The 19,833-nt window shown below is 74.1% G+C and carries 3 protein-coding genes; all 3 read right to left on the bottom strand.

Features of this window, described 5'->3' with window-relative positions; all coding sequences use genetic code 11:
- The 3 genes from KKZ08_RS37430 to KKZ08_RS37420 are packed head-to-tail and all read right to left on the bottom strand — an operon-like array spanning position 1 to position 19,810.
- On the bottom strand, positions 1-1,149 hold the full coding sequence (locus KKZ08_RS37430; RefSeq protein WP_223778673.1) for an OzmP: 1,149 nt from the start codon (positions 1,147-1,149) through the stop codon (positions 1-3).
- A gap of 44 nt (positions 1,150-1,193) precedes the next feature.
- A complete protein-coding gene (locus KKZ08_RS37425) occupies positions 1,194-4,787 on the bottom strand; it encodes an amino acid adenylation domain-containing protein (RefSeq protein WP_223778672.1) in 3,594 nt (1,197 codons plus the stop codon).
- Positions 4,784-19,810: an SDR family NAD(P)-dependent oxidoreductase gene (locus tag KKZ08_RS37420; protein WP_223778671.1), complete on the bottom strand. Its 15,027-nt coding sequence runs from the start codon at positions 19,808-19,810 to the stop codon at positions 4,784-4,786. The genes KKZ08_RS37425 and KKZ08_RS37420 overlap by 4 nt, the downstream gene beginning before the upstream one ends.
- Positions 19,811-19,833 lie beyond the last annotated feature (23 nt).

Here is a 19,833-nt window from a genome sequence, read left to right as displayed (position 1 = left end):
TCAACCCACCTTGATACCGAGGTCCGCCGCGACCTTGCGCATGTCCAGGAATGTCTCCGCGATGAACCTGGCTCCGTCGTCGGTGGTGTCCATCTGCTTGAACAGCTCCACCAGCGCCTCCCGGTGCCGCTCGCGGTCCCCCTCGCCCGCGGCGATCTCCAGGACCACCTGCTTCAGGCGTTCCTCGACCTCGGGCAGGTCCAGGGAACGCGGGAACTTGATGCTGAAGGTGGAGCGGTCGTAGTCCTTGTTGCGGCTCACCGCCCGCGTGTAGCTCGACGCGTTGAGCTTGTAGAACATGCAGTCCCAGTTCTTGAACGAGTAGTAGTTCAGGAGCGGGAAGAGCGTGCAGTGCGTCTCCATCGGTGAAGAGGCGTAAAGGCCCTTCTCCTTCAGTTCCGCGACCATGCGGTCCGGGTCGTAGTCGTGCCGCATGGCGATGAAAGGGAAGACGATCTTGGGGAGTTCGTCGTCCTCGGCGAAGAGGATCTCCTCGATCTCACCGTTGAACAGTTCGCTCGCGAGGTCGGGGCCGAAGGACTTGTAGAAGCCGCGGACCACCTCGCGGACGTTCGACTCCATCGTGAGGATCTGCTGCGGGTCGGCGCACAGGGCGATGTAGGGGATGCGCTCGCGGAAGGCGTGCAGGATGGCCCGGATCACGAAGAAGGTGCGGCAGGAGACACAGGGCAGCTTCTCGTCGAGGTACTGCCCCGGCTTCTTCGGACGCGGCCGGTTGAAGACGTCCCGCATCATCTTCTTGATGTTGTCGTCGTCGGCGTCCACCACGAACGTCGCGGGCAGCTTCTCCTGCGCGAGCTTGATGTTCTGCGCCGCGTGCGTGCTCTCGAAGGGGACGTCGAAGGTGTACGCGAGGGTGCGCTTGCCGTATTCATTGACGAACTTGTCCAGCATGTACGTGCTGTCCTTGCCGCCGCTGTACATGAAGAGGCAGTCGAAATCGCCCCGAGGATTCGGGGCCGCGGCCTGGAATTCGGCGAACACCTCGTTGGTGTACTTGTAGTTGACGAGCAGATCGCCCGCGAAGTCGAGGTTGCACAGATTGCAGACCTGTTCGTCGTCGAGAACGATTCCGGGGTGCCCGTCCTTGAGTGAGCAAATCTTGCAGCGAACGATGGTGGGTTCCACGATGCCTCCTTGGAAAGATGTCGGCTGCCCGGTCACTGGCGGGCTCAGCGTTCCGCGCCGGACCTCCGCCGGCGCGCTCCGAGCAGGGACCTGTCCCGGCCCGACGGCTGCCGCCCGCGCGCGGGCGGTGCGGTCGGCGCCTCGCCCTCGGCGAGGTGGCGGGCCATCGTCCGGATCGTCGGGTGACGGAACATGTCGAGACGGCGCAGCGAGGGGCGCAGCTCCGCCCTGAGCCGCGCGACCACGTGCGTGAGCCGCAGGGAGTCGCCTCCCGCGTCGAAGAAGTTGACGTCGACGCCGACTCCTGCCAGGCCGAGCGCGCTCTGCCAGATCTCGGCGATCCGCCGCTCCAGCGCGCTCTGCGGGACCGCGTCACCGTCGTGCCCCGCGAGGGCCGCCGCGCTGTGGGGCGCGGGCAGGGCCTTGCGGTCGAGCTTGCCGTTCGGCGTCAGCGGGAGTCGCGGCAGTACGACGACGGTTCCGGGGACCATGTACGCGGGCAGCCGCTCCCGCACGTGGGCGCGCAGCTCGGCCGCCGCCGGGGGCCGCCGCGCGTCGCGCGCCACGAGGTACGCCACCAGCCGGGCGCCGCCGGGCTCGTCGTCGCGTACCACCACGGCGGCCCGGGCGACGGCGGGATGGTCGCGCAGGACGGTCTCCACCTCGCCGGGCTCGATGCGGTAGCCGTGCAGTTTGACCTGGTTGTCCACCCTGCGCAGGTACTCCAGGCGGCCGTCGGGCAGCTGCCTCACCAGGTCGCCGGTGCGGTAGACACGGCCGGGCGCGAAGGGGTCGTCGAGGAACCTGTCGGCGGTGAGTTGGGGCCGCCGGTGGTAGCCGTCGGCCACGCCGTCGCCGCCGATGAACAGCTCGCCGGGGGCGCCCGGCGGCACGGGCCGCAGCCGTTCGTCGAGGACGTACATCCGCGTGTTGGCCAGCGGGCGGCCGATCGTGACGGGACGTCCCGCTGCCACGCGGTCGAGGGAGGACCAGATGGTGGTCTCGGTCGGGCCGTACATGTTCCACACCCGGCCCGCGCGGCGGACGAGTTCGGCGGCGAGGTCGTCCGCCAGGGCCTCTCCGCCGCACAGGACGGTCAGCTCCGGGCCGCCCCGCCAGCCCGCGCCGATCAGCATGCGCCAGGTGACGGGGGTCGCCTGCATGACGGTCGGGCGGTACGCCTCGACCAGCTCGCGCAGCGCGAACCCGTCGGCGGCCGTCTCGGCCGGGGCGACGCGCACCTCGCCGCCCGTCACCAGGGGCAGGTACAGCTCAAGGCCCGCGATGTCGAAGCAGGCCGTGGTCACGGCGAGCAGCGTGTCCGTGCGGCCGAAGCCGGGTTCCTTCGCCATGGAGCACAGGAAGTTCGTCAGCGCCCGGTGGCCGACCCGTACGCCTTTGGGCAGCCCGGTGGAACCGGAGGTGTAGATGACGTACGCGGGGTCCTTGGCGGACGCGCGCTCGGGGAAGTCTCCGGTGGCGCCCGACGGCAGGTCGCCCGGTGGTTGCGTGTCGTGGCCCTCCGGTGCCTCGTCGATGACCACGGGCCGGGCCGGGCAGCCGTGGGGCAGGGCGTCGGACAGCGCGGACTCGGTGAGCACCAGGAGCGCCCCGGAGTCCTCCAGCATGTGGCGGATCCGCTCGGGCGGATAGACCGGGTCCAGCGGTACGTACGCCGCGCCCGTCTTCAGCACCGCGAGCAGGCCCGTGACCAGGTCCGCCGAGCGGTTCAGGAAGACCCCGACGAGGGTGCCGGGGCCCGCGCCGAGGCGGGCCAGGCGGTGGGCGGTCCGGTCCGACCTGCGGTCGAGTTCGCCGTAGGTGAGGACCGTTTCGCCGAACCTGACGGCGGGCGCGTCCGGTTGACGTCGGCTCCACTGCGCGAAGAGCTGGTGGACGCACAGGTCGCGCGGATAGTCGGCGGCCGTGTCGTTCCACGCCTCGAGGACCTGGCGGCTCTCGTCCTCGTTCAGGAGCGGCAGCAGACCGGCGTCCTCGTCGGGCCGTTCGACGGCGTGGCCGAGGAACCGGCCGAAGCGGGCGGCGAGTTGGTGCGCGGCGCCCGCCATACGGGGGTCGGCCGGTTCGAAGGAGACGCTGCAGGGCGGCTCGTCGGGGCCGCCGAGCCGTACGGTCAAGGCCGGGCCGTCGCTCCGGTTCGCCGGGCGGCGGCCGTCGCTCAGGTCCACGGTGATCGGCAGGGCGGTGCCCGCGAGTTCCGAGCGCTCGCGCAGGTGGGGGTCGCGCAGGTGCACCCCACGCAGCGGGGCACCACGTCGGGCCAGGTCGGTGAGGTGCCGGGCGACGGCGGCCCGCAGCGCGTCCAGCGGTGCGCCGTCCGGGACGTCGGGGGCGCGGAAGGGCACGTCCTCCAGGAGGGGCCCGGGGCGCCCCGTGGCTCCCGGTGGGGCGGGGAGGCGCAGCGCGACGTCGTGGCCGCCGGCGGGCTCCCCAGCCATCCGGCCGAGGAACAGGAGCAGGGCGGCGAGCAGCCAGGCCCTGCCCTCCTGCCGGTCCATCGCGAGGACGTGGCCCGGCACTTCGGCCCGGGCGAGGGTCCGGGCGCCGGGTGCCGGGGGGTCCTCGCCGGCCTCCCCCACGGCCTGGGCGTCCTGGGCAGGCCAGGGCACTTCGAGGGGGGTCTGTGCGGTGAGCCGCCGCAGCCAGTACGGCTCGTGGCGGCGCGCGGCGCGGGCGGTGGCCGCCCACCGCTCGCAGGCCTCGTCGTCGAACTCCGTGAACCGGTCGCCGGGGCGCAGGCCGGCCACTGCCCCGGCCTCGGGGCCGCCGTCCAGGTCGGCCAGCCCGGTCAGCCGCACGTCGAGATCGGCGGTGGCGACGACCACTGCCCCGTCGTCGACGCCGAGCACGGTCCCTGGCGGGCTCGCCGAAGGGCGCTCGGTGACTTCCGCGCCCCGCACGGCGAACAGCCGCTCGCCCAGGGCCAGCAGCGCGAGGCCGAACGCGTTGCGGTGCGGCCCGAGGGTCGTGGCCCGTACGAGCGCGTCGAGTTCCCGGGCCGGCCGCCGCCACGAGAACAGGCCTGCGCGGGGCGGGCCGTCGTGCGGGCCGTGATACGTGCGCAGGGAGAGGTCCTGCGGGGTGCGCGTGTACGTCCCTGCGGCCAGCTCGTCGGCCAGCTCGCCGAAGGAGGCGGCGGCCGCCTCGTAGCAGGCGAGGTTGAGCGTGTACGCCGTGTCGTCCGGCCCGACCGGCACCGCGCGCTGTTTGAGCACGTCGCCGGTGTCCGCCTCGCGCTCCATCACATGCCAGGTCACCCCGTGCTCGGTGGCGCCCTCCAGTACGGCCCAGCTCGTGGCGTGCAGGCCCGCGAGGCGGGGCAGCGGCGCGTCGTGGAAGTTGACGGGCATCCGCTCGGGCAGCGCCAGGACCTCGTCGGACAGCATCCGCAGGTTGGTGATGCTGAACAGATACGCGAAGCGCAGCGGGCGCAGCCGTTGCGCGAGGTCACGGCCCGGGTCGAGCACGGTCAGGCCGTGCCCGTCCGCCCAGCGGCGCAGGCCCGGGTCGGCGGCGACCACGGCGACCACCTGGTGGCCCCGCGTCAGCAGGTGCTCCCCGCATTCGGCGAGGAGGGGTTCCTCGCCGATCAGGACGGCGGTGAAGGGGGTCGTCATCGCTGCTCCTCCTGGTCCTGGAGAACGCCGCCGAGCTGTTGGAGCAGGCGGTCCACGTCCGCGTCGGAGAGACCGTCGACGATCTGCGCGAGCCCGGCCGGGGGTTCCTCGGGCGGGTCGCAGGCCACGGCACCGGTCGCCTCCGTCACCTCTGCCGACCGCGCCTCTCGGGTCTCTCCGGGCGGTCCGTCCTGCCGGGCCGCGAGGTGGCGGGCGAGGCGTTCGATGGTGATGTGCTCGAAGAGCAGGGTCGACGGGAGCGGCCCGTACTCCCGCTCCAGCTCCTTGGTCAGGCTGAGGACCACCAGTGAGTCGATGCCGTAGTTCTCGAAGGTCGCCTTGGGATCGAGAAGGTCCTCGGGCATCTCCAGGACCCGGGCGAAGACCGCCCTGACCCGGGCCTCCTCCACGCGCGCCGGGTCCGGGGCGGCGGTCGGGGGCGCGGGTGTGCGCGGCGGCTTCGGCGCGCGCGTGCGCGGCGGCTCGGGGGCGGTCCCGGGGACGGGTCCGGGCGTGGTCTCGGGTACCAGGCCGTCGCTCGTGGCCACCAGTACGCGCTGGTACGTACCGCCGCCCGGGCTCGGGTGCTCCGCGATCCCGCGGAAGCCGTTCTGGGTGAGGACGTCGTGCCAGGCGGCCGTGGAGAGCAGGGGCGAGCCGGGCAGGCGGTACTCCGCGTCCTCGTACAGCCACCAGCCGGTGGCGAGACCGAAGATCAGCGACATCTGGTCGCGCGGCTCGACGCCCTCATTGATGACCAATACGCCGTCAGTGCACAGCAGTTGCTTGATGTGGGCCAGGGTGCGGTCGATCCGCCCGGTCGCGTGGAGGACGTTCGTGCCGAGCACCAGGTCGTAGCCGCCGTGCTCGATGTCCTGCTCCCGCGGCTCCCGTTCGATGTCCAGTGTGCGGAAGGCCGCGAAGGGGTGCTCGCCGCCGAAGCGCTTGCGGCCGTGCCGCACGAACCCTTCGGAGACGTCGGTGTAGACGTACTCGACGTGGCCGCCGTGGCCCGCTTCGGCGATCCGGCGCAGTACGCGTGCGCTGGTGCCGCCGGTGCCCGCCCCGACTTCGAGGAGCCGGACGCGCTCAGCGGGCCGGACGCGCAGGCACTCCTCCACGTACCGCAGAACGGTGTCGGCGACCTGGTCGTTGCACCGGTCGGTGACGGGGTCGCCCGCGTAGACGGCCCCCACCAGCTCGAAGGAGCCGCCCGGGAAGAGCACCTCCATGTGGCCGCGCCTCCCGGTCAGGACGTCCGGCAGCGCGTCGAGGCAGCGCAGCAGCAGGGTGGTCACCGGAGCCGACTCCGGGTGGCGCTCCGTCAGCTGCCGTACGGCTTCCTCGGGTTGGGCGATGCAGCGCAGCAAGTCCGCTTCCTCGACCCGGTCCGTCACCACCAACTCGGAGCCTTCGGACCGGAGATGGCCGCCGCGCAGAAGGATGTCGACGAGCAGGTCGAGCAGCCGCTCCTGCCCGGCGGTGACACCGAGGCGGGAGCGCAGCCCCTCGCGGGTGTGGCGTTCGCCGGGGCGGTGCAGGACGCCCATGCTCCGCATGGCGCCGACCAGGAGCCGCCGGGCGAGCCGCTCGGTCCGCGCGGACGCGCTCTTCGGCGCCGCCGGTGCGGTGGTGTCCGCCCCGCCGCGGGGCACGGCGGGCGCGGCCGTCACGGGGCGCCGGCACGGCTGGGGCCTCAGCACGGTGCCGGGGTCGACGCCGAGGCCGGCGAGGATGCCCGGCTCCGCCTTGACCACCAGCGTCTGCGGCAGCTCGCCGGACAGCACCCGCTCGACGGCGGCCATGCCCTCCTCGGCACTGATCGGCCGGATGCCCGCGGCGGAGAAGCGGCGCAGGACGCGCTCCCGGTGGACGTCCCCCGCCGCGTGCCAGTAGCCCCAGTTGACGATCCGGACGGGGTAGGGCGCGGTGTGCGCGGCGGCGAGGGCCCAGGCGTCGGCGACATGGCAGCCCGCCGCGTACCCGGCCTGGCCGTGGTTGCCCTCCAGCGTGACGGCGGAGGAGTACAGCAGCGCGAAGTCGAGCGCCTCGCCGCGCAGGGCGTGGAACATGCTCCACACCGTGTCGGCCTTGGCGTCCAGGGCGCTGCGCAGCTCCGCCTCGGAGAGGTCCCTGATGGGCTTGTCGACCAGCACCATCGCGGAGTGGATCACGCCGTGCAGCGCGCCGAAGCGGGCCTTGGCCTCGTCCACCGCCTGCCGCAGCGCGGCCGGGTCGGTGGCGTCGCACGGCACGTACAGCACCTCGGCGCCCAGCTGTTCCAGGGCGACGAGGTCAGCACGGCGCCGTTCGTCGGGTGCGCCGCGCCCGATCAGGACGAGGCGGGCGCGGTAGGTGCGGGCCAGGTGGCGGGCGGTGTCGCGGCCGAGCACGCCGAGGCCGCCGATGACGAGGTACACCCCGCGCTCACGGAAGCGGGTCGGGGCGGCGGGCAGCCTTACCGCTTCCAGGCGCCGCTCCCGTCGTACGCCGCCTCGCAGGGACACGGGACGGGCCTTGGCCCGGACGGGTTCGGCCACGAACGCGCCCACCGCATCGGCGAGTTCACCGCTGCGCACATCGACGCAGGCCGTGCTCAGCTGCGGGAACTCCTTGGCCGCGACCTCGCAGAAGCCGATGAGCCCGGCCGCCGCGGGACGCACCCGGTCGTCCTCGCCGAGCGGCAGCGCGTCGGCGGTGAGCACCTTGAGGCCGAGGGGCCGGTCGAGCATGCCCGCGCGATGCAGGGCCCGCACCAGGCGGTACAGGGAGACGACGCCCCGGTCCTGGGCCTCGCGCACCTCCCGCGCGCTCTCGGGCAGCACGTCGGGGCCGCCGACTCCGAGGAAGTACACCAGGTCGATGTGGGGGGCGTCGGCCAGGGCCTCGGCAACCTCCCGCTCGTCTAGGCCGCGGGCACCGATGCTCAGGTGTACGTGACGCGCGTCGGGGTGGGCCGCCGCCAAGGCGTCCGCCAGGGCGTCCGTCAGGGGGGCGGCCTCCGGCGTGGCGAGCGTGAGGACGGCGCGGGGCGCCGTGGTGTCCTGCCCGGTGACGAGCGGGGGCGCGGGCGTCCAGCGGGGGCGGTAGTCGATGCCGGGCGCCGTTCTCAGCTCCCGCAGCGCCAGGCCGATGACGCGTACGCAGACGCGGCCCTCGTCGTCGGTGAGGGTCACGTCGAACCGGTGGGAGCCGAGGTCACGGATGTGGGTCCAGCCTTCGGCGGGCACCGGGGCGTGCAGTTCCACCCGGTCCGCGGCGAACGGCAGGAGCGGCCGGGCGTCCGTGTCCGTCCCGTGGTCGAGCAGCAGGTCCAGCGGGTGCAGAGCCGCGTCGAGCGTGCCCGGGTCGAGGGGGCCCGGGTGGTTGGTGTCGCCGGGGCGTGCCTCGGGGCGGCGCAGCCGGGCGAGTGCGGTCCGCTCGCCGGTCCACGCCTGGGTGACGCGCCGGAAGAAGGGGCCGTAGGGCAGACCGCGCCGCCGCAGCCTCGCGTAGAGCTCCTCGGGGCCCGTCTCGTGCGGGCACTCCGCCTTGATCGCGTCGATCGCGAGGGGGGCGGGGCGGTCCGGTACGGCGTCGAGCACCTGGCCGAGCGAGTACACGGGGGCGTCCGTCGCGGCGGTACCGGTCAGCCGGTAGCCGAGCGCGGTGGCGGCGTGCCCGGTAGTGGCGTGGCCTGTGGTGCCCTGCTCGGTGGTGTCCTGCTCGGGGCGGGTCGTGAGGGTCAGCTCGGTCCCGTCGTCCGGCACTTCGACGGGCGCCGTCCAGCGGACGTCACGGAAGCCGCGCACCGTGCGCTCGCCGAGGGCACGGACGACCAGGTCCAGGTGGCCGACGCCGGGCAGCACCGGGCGGCCTGCGACGACGTGGTCGCGTACGACCGGATCGGTGGGCGCGAGGGTGAGGGGCACGTTCCGGGGAGTCGGCTGTTCACCCGGCATGTGCGCGGTGCGGGTGACCGGCAGCCAGTGCCGGGGCCGCTCGAAGGGGTAGCCCGGCAGCGGCACCGTCCGGCGCGGACCGGGCGTCGCCACGTCCAGGGTGTTCCAGTCGGCGAAGGCGCCGGAGACCCAGAGCCGGGCGAGGCGGGTGCGGTCGCCGTCGGCGGCCAAGGTGCGCAGGAAGTCCGGGCCCGCGCCTTCGGTGAACACGTCCGCGAGCGCGGTGTGCTGTTCGGCGTTGCCGAGGATCGCCCACGGACCCGCGTCCCCGTCGGCGAACGCCGCGAACTTCTCGGCGGCGTCGGTGACGTCGGACGCCAGGAAGGCGAGGCGCTCGGGCAGGGCTTCCCGTCCGGCCCGCAGGGTGTGCCCCACCTCGGCGAGCCCCGGCCGCTCGCGGCGCAGGTGGGCGGCGAGCGCGGCGGCGTAGGCCCGCAGCCGCTCGGGGCCGCGCGCGGAGAGCACCATCAGCTCGGGGCCGCGCGGGGCCGCCGCCGTGGCGGGCCCCTCCGCCGGGGCGCGGTACTCCTCCAGGACGACGTGCGCGTTGGTGCCGCCCGCGCCGAAGGAGCTGACGCTCGCCCGCCGGGGCAGTTCCACCGGCGCCCCGTCCTTCTCGGCGACGGGCCGCGGCCAGGCGGCCAGTTCGCGCTGCACCCGGAACGGGGAACGGTCGAAGTCGATGATCGGGTTGGTCTCCTCGGAGTGCAGCGAGGGGACCAGCTCGCCGTGGCCGAGCTGGAGGACGGCCTTGGTGACCCCGGCGATGCCCGCCGCGCCCTCCAGATGGCCGATGTTGGACTTCACCGAGCCGAGGGCGATGCTGCCCCTCGCCGGGCCCGCTCCGGCGAACGCCTGCTGGAGGGCGGTGTGTTCGATGGGGTCGCCGAGGGCGGTCCCGGTGCCGTGCGCCTCGACGTAGCCGATGGTGCGCGGGTCGATGCCCGCCCGGTCCAGGGCCTCCTCGACGAGCGCTTGCTGCGCCTGCGGGTTGGGCACGGTGTAGCCGCCGGTGCGGCCGCCGTGGTTGACCGCCGTCGCCTTGATGACGGCGTGGATGTGGTCGCCGTCGGCGACGGCCTCCGAGAGCCGCTTGAGGAGCACGGCGCCGACGCCCTCACCAGGCACGTAGCCGTTGCCACCGGCCCCGAAGGAGCGGCAGTTGCCGTCCGTGGAGAGCATCCGCATCCGGCTCAGGTGCGCGTACTTCAGAGGGTGCGCGGACACGTTGACCCCGCCGGCCAGGGCGTAGCGGCACTCCCCCCTGCGTACGCTCTCGCAGGCCTGGTGGAGGGCGACCAGGGAGGCCGAGCACGCGGTGTCCACGACCACGCTCGGGCCGCGGAAGTCACCGAAGTACGACACCTGGTTGGCGATCGCGGAGCGGTTGGCGAGGACCGTGTGGTGGTTGCCCTTGGCGGACTCCTCGGCGGCGAGCTGGGCGTAGTCGCCCCACATGACACCGGCGAAGACCCCGACGTCGCGGCCCTGGCCGCCGTAGCGGGGGCGCGGCAGGCGGGACGGCGGGTAGCCCGCGTTCTCCAGCGCCGACCAGGCGGCCTCCAGGAACAGGCGTTCCTGCGGGTCCATCAGCTTGGCCTGGGACGGCGGGATGCGGAAGAACAGCGAGTCGAAGGCGTCGACGTCCGCCAGGAACCCGCCCCACTTGCCGTAGCTGGCGCCGGGGGTCGTGTGGTCGGCGTCGAAGTGGGCGTCGGCGTCCCAGCGGTCGCGGGGCACCTCGGTGACGCAGTCGCGGCCCTGGCGCAGGTTCTCCCAGAACTCCGTCAGGTCGCGGGCCTGGGGGTAGCGGCCGCTGATGCCGATGATCGCGACGTCGGTGGTGGCGGTGCCGGCGGTGAGCTCGCGGGCCGGGACCCGGGGCGGGGCGGCCGGCGCCCCGTGCGCCTCGGGTGTCTCAGGCGTCCCGGGTGACCCCTGCATCTCGCTCGGGAACAACTTCCTTGCCGCCTCGGCGTGTTCACTCAGCAGGTACCGCGCGAGTTCGTGCACCGTGCGGTACTCGAAGAGGAGGGTTCCGCGCGCGCCGGGGAAGTCCCTGTCGAGGTGTTCGTTGGTCTCCATGACCAGCACGGAGTCGAGACCGTACGCATCCAGGGCCGTGTGGTCGTCGATGCGTTCCGCCGCCAGGCCGAGCACGTCCGCGAGCAGGCCTCGTACGTGGTCGCGCATCCGGCCGAGCAGCGCCGGGTCCGGCGCCACGTCACAGTGGGCGGCCGCGGTCCGCTCGCGGGCCGGGGCGGCGGCCTTGCCGGGCGCCTCGCCGACCTGCGGGGTCAGGGCCAGGTCGACGGTGGCGGGGTCGCCGATGGCCGGGACCGGCCGGGTGAGGCCGGTATGCCAGGCGAGGCCCAGGGCCCATATGCCCTCCTCGCCGGTGAACTCCCGCATACCGGTGCGGCGTCGGTAGCCGGTGCGTTCCTCCTCGCCCATCAGGGCGTCCACGCCGCCGATCCGCCACAGCGGCCAGGCCGGCGAGAGGGTGCGGCCCGAGGCCAGGCCGTCGCGTACGCGGGCGGCGCGGCCCGCCGCGTAGGAGTCCAGGAAGCGGTTGGCGGCGGCGTAGGCACAGGCGCCGAAGTCCCCGACGACCGAGGCGATGGAGGAGAACACCACGAACAGGTCGAGCGGCTCGTCGGCGGTGAGCGCGTCGAGCAGCCGCACGCCGTGGGCCTTGACCGCGAGCAGGTCGGCGAAGCGGGTGAGGTCCGCTTCGAGCACCGAGCACTGGTCGGCGGCGCCCGCGAGGTGGAAGACACCGTCGAGGTGGCCGAAGCGTTCCTTGGCCCGCGCGACCGCCGTCCGCATGCCGCGCGGGTCCGCGGTGTCGGCGGCCACGAGCAGGACCTCGCCGCCGAGCGCGACGAGTTCGTCCTCCGCCGCGCGTGCCTCGGGACGCTCGGCCGAGCGGCTGACCAGCACGAGCCTGGCCTGGTGCGTCGCGGCCAGGTGGCGTGCCAGCTCCAGGCCGATGCCGCCGGTCCCGCCGGTGACGAGATAGGTGCCGTGCCGCTTGAGCGGGTCGGTGCGGTCGGCCGGCGCGGTGGCGGTCCGGTCCGCCCTGCGCAGCACCCGGACCTGGCGGCCCGCCGCCGAGTGCCGCACCTCCACGCCCGCCTGCCTGCCGCTTTGCGCCAGTTCGGCCGCCAGCAGGTCCGGCAGGGCGGAGGCGTCGTCGGCGAGTCCGTCCGCGCAGGCCACGGTGGACAGTTCGAAGCGCGGCAGGACCCCGGGGACGGAGAGCGCGAAGCCCGCCACGGCTTCCTGGTCGGGGCGGGGCCCGTGCTCCGTCTCGGCCAGGACGTAGGCGCAGCGCGTCCGGCCGGGGAGCCGGACGGTGTCGAGCGCGCGGACGAGGGCGCGCAGGGAGTACAGCCCTCGCCCGAAAGCTTCGTCGAGGGCGGCACCCGCCTCCTGGCTCGCGCCGTCGCGTCCGTGCCCGACCTGCGGGGCGGTCAGGCCCCAGAGGTGGGCGAGGTCGAGGGAGCGGACGCCGTCACCCTCCAGGTCCCGCAGGAGCCGTTCGAAGTCGGCGGGACTGGTGGGGTCGACGGTGTACCGGTCGGGCCCCGTCCGTTCGAACTCCGTCGCCGCCCGTACGTCGATGACGCGCGGCGAACCGGCCCGCGCGGCCAGGCTCCGGGCGACCTCGCCGGTGTCCCCGAGGACGAGCAGCGCGTCGGCGCCGCCCGGGGCGCGCGGCGCGAGATCCTGGTCCTGCCAGACCTGCTCGTAGAAGAAGGGGGCTCCGGCTTTGGTGCCTGGCGCCGCCTCCTGCGGCTGCCGCGGCGTGGCCGTGAGGTGGCGGCCCCCGAAGTTCTCGATGCGGACCAGTTCGACGCCCGCGGCGTCCAGGACGCTGACGTCGAACTGGCGCGGTCCGCTCGCCGCGTCGGCGTGGCGGGCGGGGACGGCCAGTGCGTAGCACTCGCGGGGCAACCGCTCTCGTTCCGTGAGGACTTCCAGTGTGCCGAGGTCGAACGGCACGGCGAGGTTCTGGCTCTGTTCCGGCTGCGGCCGGTCCGCCCAGTGGCAGGCGCGCAGCGCGCCGTCGAGCACCGCCGGGGGCAGGAGCGTCGTCGCGGTCCCGGCGTCGGCGGCGTCCGGCTCGGGCAGCGTGAGGCGGACGAGGGCGCTGCCGTGGCCGAAGTGGACCTCTTCGATGACGTCGAAGGCCGGTCCGTAGCCGAAGTGCGCGGAACGGTAGGCGCGTTGGACGGCGGCGCCGTCCCGGTGCTCGGGGCAGCTCTCGCGCAGCGCGTCGAGATCGACGGCGGCTGCCACGGCACGCCCGGCGGCTCGGCCGGACACCGTGCCGCGCACATGCACGGTGCGCTCCGCGTCCTCCGAGGTCCATACGGTGAAGGCCAGTTCGGGGATCGCGCCCGCGCCGCCCGGCTGTGCGTCTCCGGTCCGGGTCAGGCTGACGAAGACCTCGCGCGGCTCGTCGCCGATCGCCACCGGCCGCCCCCAGAGCACGTCCCGCAGCCCGAGCGCTCCGTCGAGCCCGGCGAGGGCGGCCGCGGCCCTCGCCATCTCCAGGCAGGCGGCTCCGGCCAGCAGTGTCCGGCCTTCGATGACGTGGTCGCGTACGAGGGGCTCGGCGGGCAGGAATGTCCTGCGGAAGCGGATCTCGTCGAGCGTGGACTCGTTGGCGTCGAGGAGCGGGTGGAGTCGGGCGGGTGCTGCGGCCGTGCCGGGCTCGTCCCGCCGGTCGGCGGCGGGCACCCAGTAGCGTTCGCGGGCGAACGGGTAGCGCGGCGCGGGTATGCGGCGCCCCGGCGCGCCCTGCGCCGGGGTGAGCGCGTCCCAGTCGGCCGTGCCGTCGCGCGTCCACCGCACGGCGAGGACGAAGGCGGGGTGGTCGGCGGCGGGGGTGCCCGCCCCCGGGGCCGTGGCGGCCTCGCCCGCTACGACGAGGCCCGCGCACGGCGTGCCGTCCTGGTGGGCGCGCAGGGCCCGGACGAGGGCGGCACCGTCCTCGGCGACCACCGCGAGGCGTTCCTCCATCACCTCGCGGCCGTGTTGCAGCGTATGGGCGAGGTCCACGGCGCGTACGTGGTCACGCTCGGCGAAGTCGGCGAGGCGGCCCGCGTACTCGCTCAGGCGCTCCGTGTCCCGCGCCGAGAGCGGGAAGACCAGCGGCGCGGTGAACCGCTGCGCGGCCACGGGTTCGTCCGTGCGTTCGGGTCCGGCCGGGTACTCCTCGATGACCAGGTGGGCGTTGGAACCGCCCGCGCCGAAGGAGCTGAGTCCGGCGCGGCGGGGCGCCGGGCCCGAGGCCCCGGCGGGGGCGGGCCAGTCGGCCGTCTCGCGCTGCACCGCGAACGGCGCCCGCCCGAAGTCGATGTTCGGGTTCAGTTCATCGGCGTGCAGCGAGGGGACCAGCCGCCGGTGCTTGAACTGGAGCAGCACCTTGGTGAGTCCGGCGATGCCCGCCGCGGATTCCAGGTGGCCGATGTTCGACTTGACGGAGCCGATGGGCCACAGCCGGCCGGCTGTCCGCGCGGAGCCGAAGACCTTGGCGAGTCCGGCGATCTCGATCGGGTCGCCCAGTGAGGTGCCGGTGCCGTGCGCTTCCACGTAGCCGATGTCCGCCGGTCCGAGGCCCGCCCCGGCGAGGGCCCGGCGCACGGAGTCGGCCTGCGCGTGCGGGCTCGGCACCGTGTAGCCGTTCGTACGGCCGCCGTGGTTGACGGCGTGGCCGCGGATCACGCCGTAGATGTGGTCGCCGTCGCGCACGGCGGCGGCCAGGGGCTTGAGCAGGACCGCGCCGACGCCCTCGCCCGGGACGTATCCGGTGCCCCCGGCGCCGAAGGCGCGGCACCGCCCGTCGGCGGAGACGAACCTGCCCTGGCTGAGGAAGACGTACTTGTACGGGTGCAGGGAAAGATTCACGCCGCCCGCGATGGCCACTTCGCTCTCCGCGCCGCGCAGGCTCTCGCAGGCGAGGTGGATAGCGGTCAGGGAGGAGGAGCACATCGTGTCGAGCGCGATGCTCGGCCCGTTGAGGCCCAGGGTGTACGAGACCCGGTTGGCGATCGAGGCGAACGAGGAGCCGGTGACCCGGATGCCGCCGCGCTCGGCGTCGGCGGCGCCGTAGAGCTGGTACTCGCCGTACATCACGCCGACGAAGACACCCACGCTGCGGCCGGACAGTTCGTCCCTGCGGTATCCGGCGTCCTCCAGCACATGCCAGGCGTTCTGGAGGAACAGCCGCTCCTGCGGGTCCATCAGCTCGGCCTCGCGCGGCGATATGCCGAAGAACAGCGGGTCGAAGCGGTCGACGTCGCGCAGGAAGCCGCCCCACTTGGAGAAGGCGCGGCCACGGGCGGCCGGGTCCGGGTCGAAGTAGCGGTCGTGGTCCCAGCGGTCGGCGGGGATCTCCGTGACGCAGTCGCGGCCCGCGGCGAGGTTCTCCCAGAACTCGTCCACGTCGTCGGCCATGGGGTAGCGGCCGGTGAGTCCGATGACGGCGACGGCGCCGTCATCGTTCTCGCTGTCACGCTCGGAGGGGGTGGTCGTCGCGGGGACGGTGGGCGTGAGGGCGGGGGCGAGCCCGGTGACCGTACCGGCCGCGTCGGCCGGGTTCTCGGTCCGTGACGGTGATTGCTCGGGGGCGGCCAGTTCGCCGAGGCGGGCGGCGTGTTCGGCCACGAAATAGCCCGCCAGTTCCTCCAGCGTGGCGTACTCGAAGAACAGGGTCTTGGGAAGGTCGTCGAAGTGCCGCTCCAGCTCCGCGTTGAGCTGGGTGATGATCAGCGAGTCGATGCCGTACCGGTCGAACGGCACCCGCAGGTCGAGTTCCGCCGCGTCGAGCTTGGTCCGCTCGGCGAGCAGTTCCCGCAGGAAGGTGCCCGCCCACTCGGTGAGCTCCGCCTCGGACAGGCCGGTGGGGGCCGCCGCCCCGGTGGCGGACGGCCGGCGGCGTGCGGGGGCCGGTGCGAGCGCCGCCGCGATACGGTCCGGTTCACCGTGGGCGACCAGGACCGCGCCGCCGTCCTGGCGCAGTGCCTCGTCGAGGGCCGCCAGGGCGTCGGCCGTGGCCATCGGGGCCAGGCCGACGCGGTGGCGCAGCGCCCGGACGGCGTCCTCGTCCTGGCGCATCCCGCCGTCCAGCCAGAGCGGCCAGCCGAGGGAGAGCGTGCGGCCCGAGCGGCGGCCCGCGGCCACCTGCGCCCGGCGGCGCTCGGCGAAGGCGTCGAGGAACGCGTTGGCGTACGCGTAGTCGCTCTGGCCCGCGTTGCCGAAGGCGGCGGCGATGGACGAGAAGCAGACGAAGAAGTCCAGCGGGTCGTCGGCGGTGAGCCGGTCGAGGTGGAGCGCGCCGTCCGCCTTGGGGCGTACGACGTCGGTGAACTCCTCCCAGCTCTTGTGCAGCAGGTACGCGTCGCGCAGCGTGCCGGCGGCGTGCACCACGCCGCGGATCGCCCCGTGGTCGGCGCGTACGGCGTCGAGCAGCGTGCGCAGGGCTTCCTCGTCGGTGACGTCGGCACGCCGGAAGGTGATGTCGTGCCCGGCCGTGCGGAGCGCCGCGAGGCGCCGCTCGGCGTCCGGGCCCGGCGCGCTCCTGCCGATGAGGACGAGGGGGCCCGCGGCCCGGGCCGCGAGGTGTTCGGCCACGGCCAGGCCGAGGCGGCCCGCGCCGCCGGTGATGAGGCAGGCACCGCCGTCGCTGATCGCGGTGCCGCTCGCGGGCGCCGTTTCGAGGCGCTGGTGGCGCCGTGCGCGCCGGGCGCCGCCCTCGTGCCGGGTCTCGGTCTCCCCGTCGTCCAGGCAGGCCAGTTCGGTGACGAGCGTGGGCAGCAGCGGGGTGCCGGTGTCCAGGCCGACCAGGCGGTGGGTGAGGCGCGGGTTCTCCAGCGCGGTGCTGCGGGCGAATCCGGCGAGGGCGGCTTCGGCGGGGCGGGCCCCGTCGGCGTCCGTGCGGTGGGCGATGAGCAGGGCGGTGCGGTGGCCGCCGCGGCGTTCGAGGAGGGTCTTGGTGAGCGCGAAGACCGTGCGCGGGCCGCCGTCGGGAGAGGCGGGGCTGGAAGCTTCTCCGGGGTCGCCGGTGTCGCACCAGGTGTGCAGGACGGCGGTGGGGGTGAGGTCCGCCTGTGCGAGGTGGTCGAGGAGCGCGGCGAAGTCGGCCTGGCGGGACGGGTCCACGGTGAAGTGGTGGCCGTCCACCGCCGCGAACCCCTCGCCCGGGGTCACGAGGACCACCTCGGGGTCCGTGGCACCGGCGGCGCGCAGCGCTTCGGTCAGCTCGGCGCGGCGGGCGGGGCCGTCCGCGAGGAGCAGGAGCGGCCCGGCGGGCAGGGACGCGGGGGTCGCTTCCGCCGTCTCCCAGGCGCCGCGGAACAGGGCGGTTCCGGGCCGGTTCCGGTCCCCGCGCAGCGTACGGACGGACAGGTCGCCGAGTTTGGCGAGCAGCCGCCCCTCGGTGTCGAGGAGACGGACGTCCGCCTTGGCCTGCTTCTCGCCCGTGCCGTGCGGCGTGGTCAGGGTGACGTGCGCGAGGCAGTGCCGGGGCAGCGGCGCGAATACCTCCAGCCGGCCGAGTGCCAGCGGGAGATACGTGGTGGCGTCGTCCTCGCGCGCGGCGAGGAGCCCGACGACGGCGTGCAGGGCGCCGTCCAGGAGCGAGGGGTGCAGGACGAAGGCGTGGGCGTCGTCCCGGCCGGCCTTCGGGCTGGCGGCGGGCAGTTCGAGGACGCCGAGTGCCTGGTCCTCGCCGCGCCGCAGTTCGCGCAGGGAGCGCATGGCCGGGCCGTAGTCGAGGCCGCGGGCGCGCAGCAGTGCGTACAGCTCGGGTGCGGCGAGGCGGTCCGGGCACCGCTCGGCCAGTGCGGCCGGATCGGCGGGGGTGAGGGCGTCGGACGGGGCGGCGGGGGCGGTGAGCTCGCCGCGGGCGAAGACGGCGGGCTCACCGGTCGCGCCGCCCTCGTCGTCGTCGGCCGTGGCGGTGATCGTGAAGCGGGCGCCGTCGCCGTGCGGGGTGAGCCGGGTGTGCAGCGTGCGCGGTCCTTGGGCGAAGGACAGCGGGCGTTCGAAGGAGACCCTGCTCAGGGTGGGGCCGTGCGACGCGCCGACGGGCAGGGAGAGTGCTCCCGCGGCACGGGCCATCTCCAGGTAGGCGACGGCAGGCATGAGGGGCACGCCGTCGACGCGGTGATCGGCGAGGTAGAACTCGCCGCCGGTCAAGGTGGTGGCGTAGCGGTGTTCGGCCAGGGTGGAGACGTTGGCGCCGAGCAGCGGGTGCAACGCATCGGGCGTGCGGTCGCCCGCGTCCGGGGCCTCGGGGTCCAGCCAGACCCTTCTGCCTTCGAAGGGGTAGGTGGGCAGGGGGACGCGGCGGCGGCGCTCTTCCGCGTAGAACGCGGCCCAGTCGATGTCCGCCCCGGCGAGCCAGGCGGCGCGCACGGCGTCCAGGAGGGCACGCCCCGACAGCTCCGCGCCGGGCGTGAACGGCCGCTGCTCGTCAAGGTGTTCGCCGTCCCCGGTGGCGCAGGCGGGCTCGGTGCGCTCCCGCAGGGCCCGTACGGCCTCGGCGGCGTCGGCGCAGATGACGGCCCTGCGGTGGCGGTGTGCCCGGCGGCCCATCGCCAGGGTGTACGCGGTGTCGGCGAGGTCCGTGCCGGGGTTGCGGTCGAGGTGGTCGGCGAGGTCGTCGGTGAGGGTCTCCAGGGCCGTGGGGGTCTTCGCGGAGAGGACGAGCAGCTGCTCGTCCCGCGCGGAGGGGCCGGACGGTTCCGGCCTCGGGGGCTCCCCCAGGATGGCGTGCGCGTTGGTGCCGCCGATGCCGAACGAACTGACCCCGGCCCGCAGGGGGCCCGGCCCCGTCCAGGGCTTGGTCTCGGTGTTGACGTAGAACGGCGTCGCCGCGAATTCGATGGCCGGGTTGGGGCGTTCGTAGTTCAGGGTGGGCACCAGGGAGCGGTGGCGCAGCATCAGCGCGGTCTTGATCACCCCGGCCACACCGGCGGCGGCGTCCAGGTGGCCGACGTTGGACTTGAGCGAGCCGATGGCGCAGAAGCCGCTCTCCCGCGTGCCGCGCCGGAAGGCGTCGGTGAGCGCGGAGACCTCCACCGGGTCGCCGAGGCGGGTGGCGGTACCGTGCGCCTCGACGTACGAGACGTCGGCCGGCTCCGTGCCGGAGACGGCGTGGGCCTCGGCGATGACGGCTGCCTGGCCCTCCTTGCCGGGGGCGGCGTAACTCACCTTCAGGGAGCCGTCGTTGTTGGTGGCGGTGCCCTTGATCACGGCGTGGACGGTGTCCCCGGCGTCGAGGGCGTCCGCCAGGAGCTTGAGGACGACGACGCCGACGCCGTTGCCGAGCACGGTGCCGCCTGCGTCGGCGTCGAAGGTGCGCACCTTTCCGTCCGGGGAGAGGATCGCGCCCTCCTCGTACAGATAGCCGCGCGTCTGCGGCAGCTTGACCGTCACGCCGCCCGCGAGCGCCATGTCGCACTCGCCGTTGATCAGCCCCTGGCAGGCCAGGTGGATGGCGACCAGGGAGGTCGAGCAGGCCGTCTGGACGCTGTAGCTCGGGCCGCGCAGGTCGAGCTTGTAGCTGACGCGGGTGGCGAGGAAGTCCTTGTCGTTGCCGACCATCACCTTGAAGTGGTCGGAGGTCGCGGTCTGGTCGATACGGGGCAGGACGTTCTGCTGGAGGTAGGTGTTGATCGCCGCGCCGCCGTAGACGCTGATCAGTCCGTCGTAGCGGCGCGGGTCGTAGCCGGCGTCCTCCAGCGCGGTGTGGCAGCTCTCCAGGAAGAGGCGCTGCTGCGGGTCGATGACCTCTGCCTCGGCGGGCGTGAACTCGAAGAATCCGGTGTCGAAGAGGTCGACGTCCGGCAGGACGCCGTGCGCGGGGACGTACGCCGGGTCGGAGCGCAGGGCGGCCGGGATGCCGGCCTCGGCGAGTTCGTCGTCGCTGAACCGGGTGATGCCCTCGCGGCCCGCCCGCAGCAGCTCCCAGAATTCGGCCACGCTGTCGGCGCCGGGGAAGCGCCCGGCCATGCCGACGATGGCGATGTCGTTCCCGGACACTTCGGTGCCGTCGTGCGCACTCACGGTCGTACCCTCTTCCCTTGCTG

Source organism: Streptomyces sp. 135 (genome assembly GCF_020026305.1).
GTDB lineage: Bacteria > Actinomycetota > Actinomycetes > Streptomycetales > Streptomycetaceae > Streptomyces.
The sequence above is the reverse complement of the archived record's forward strand: the minus strand, read 5'-3'. Positions and strand labels throughout refer to the sequence as shown.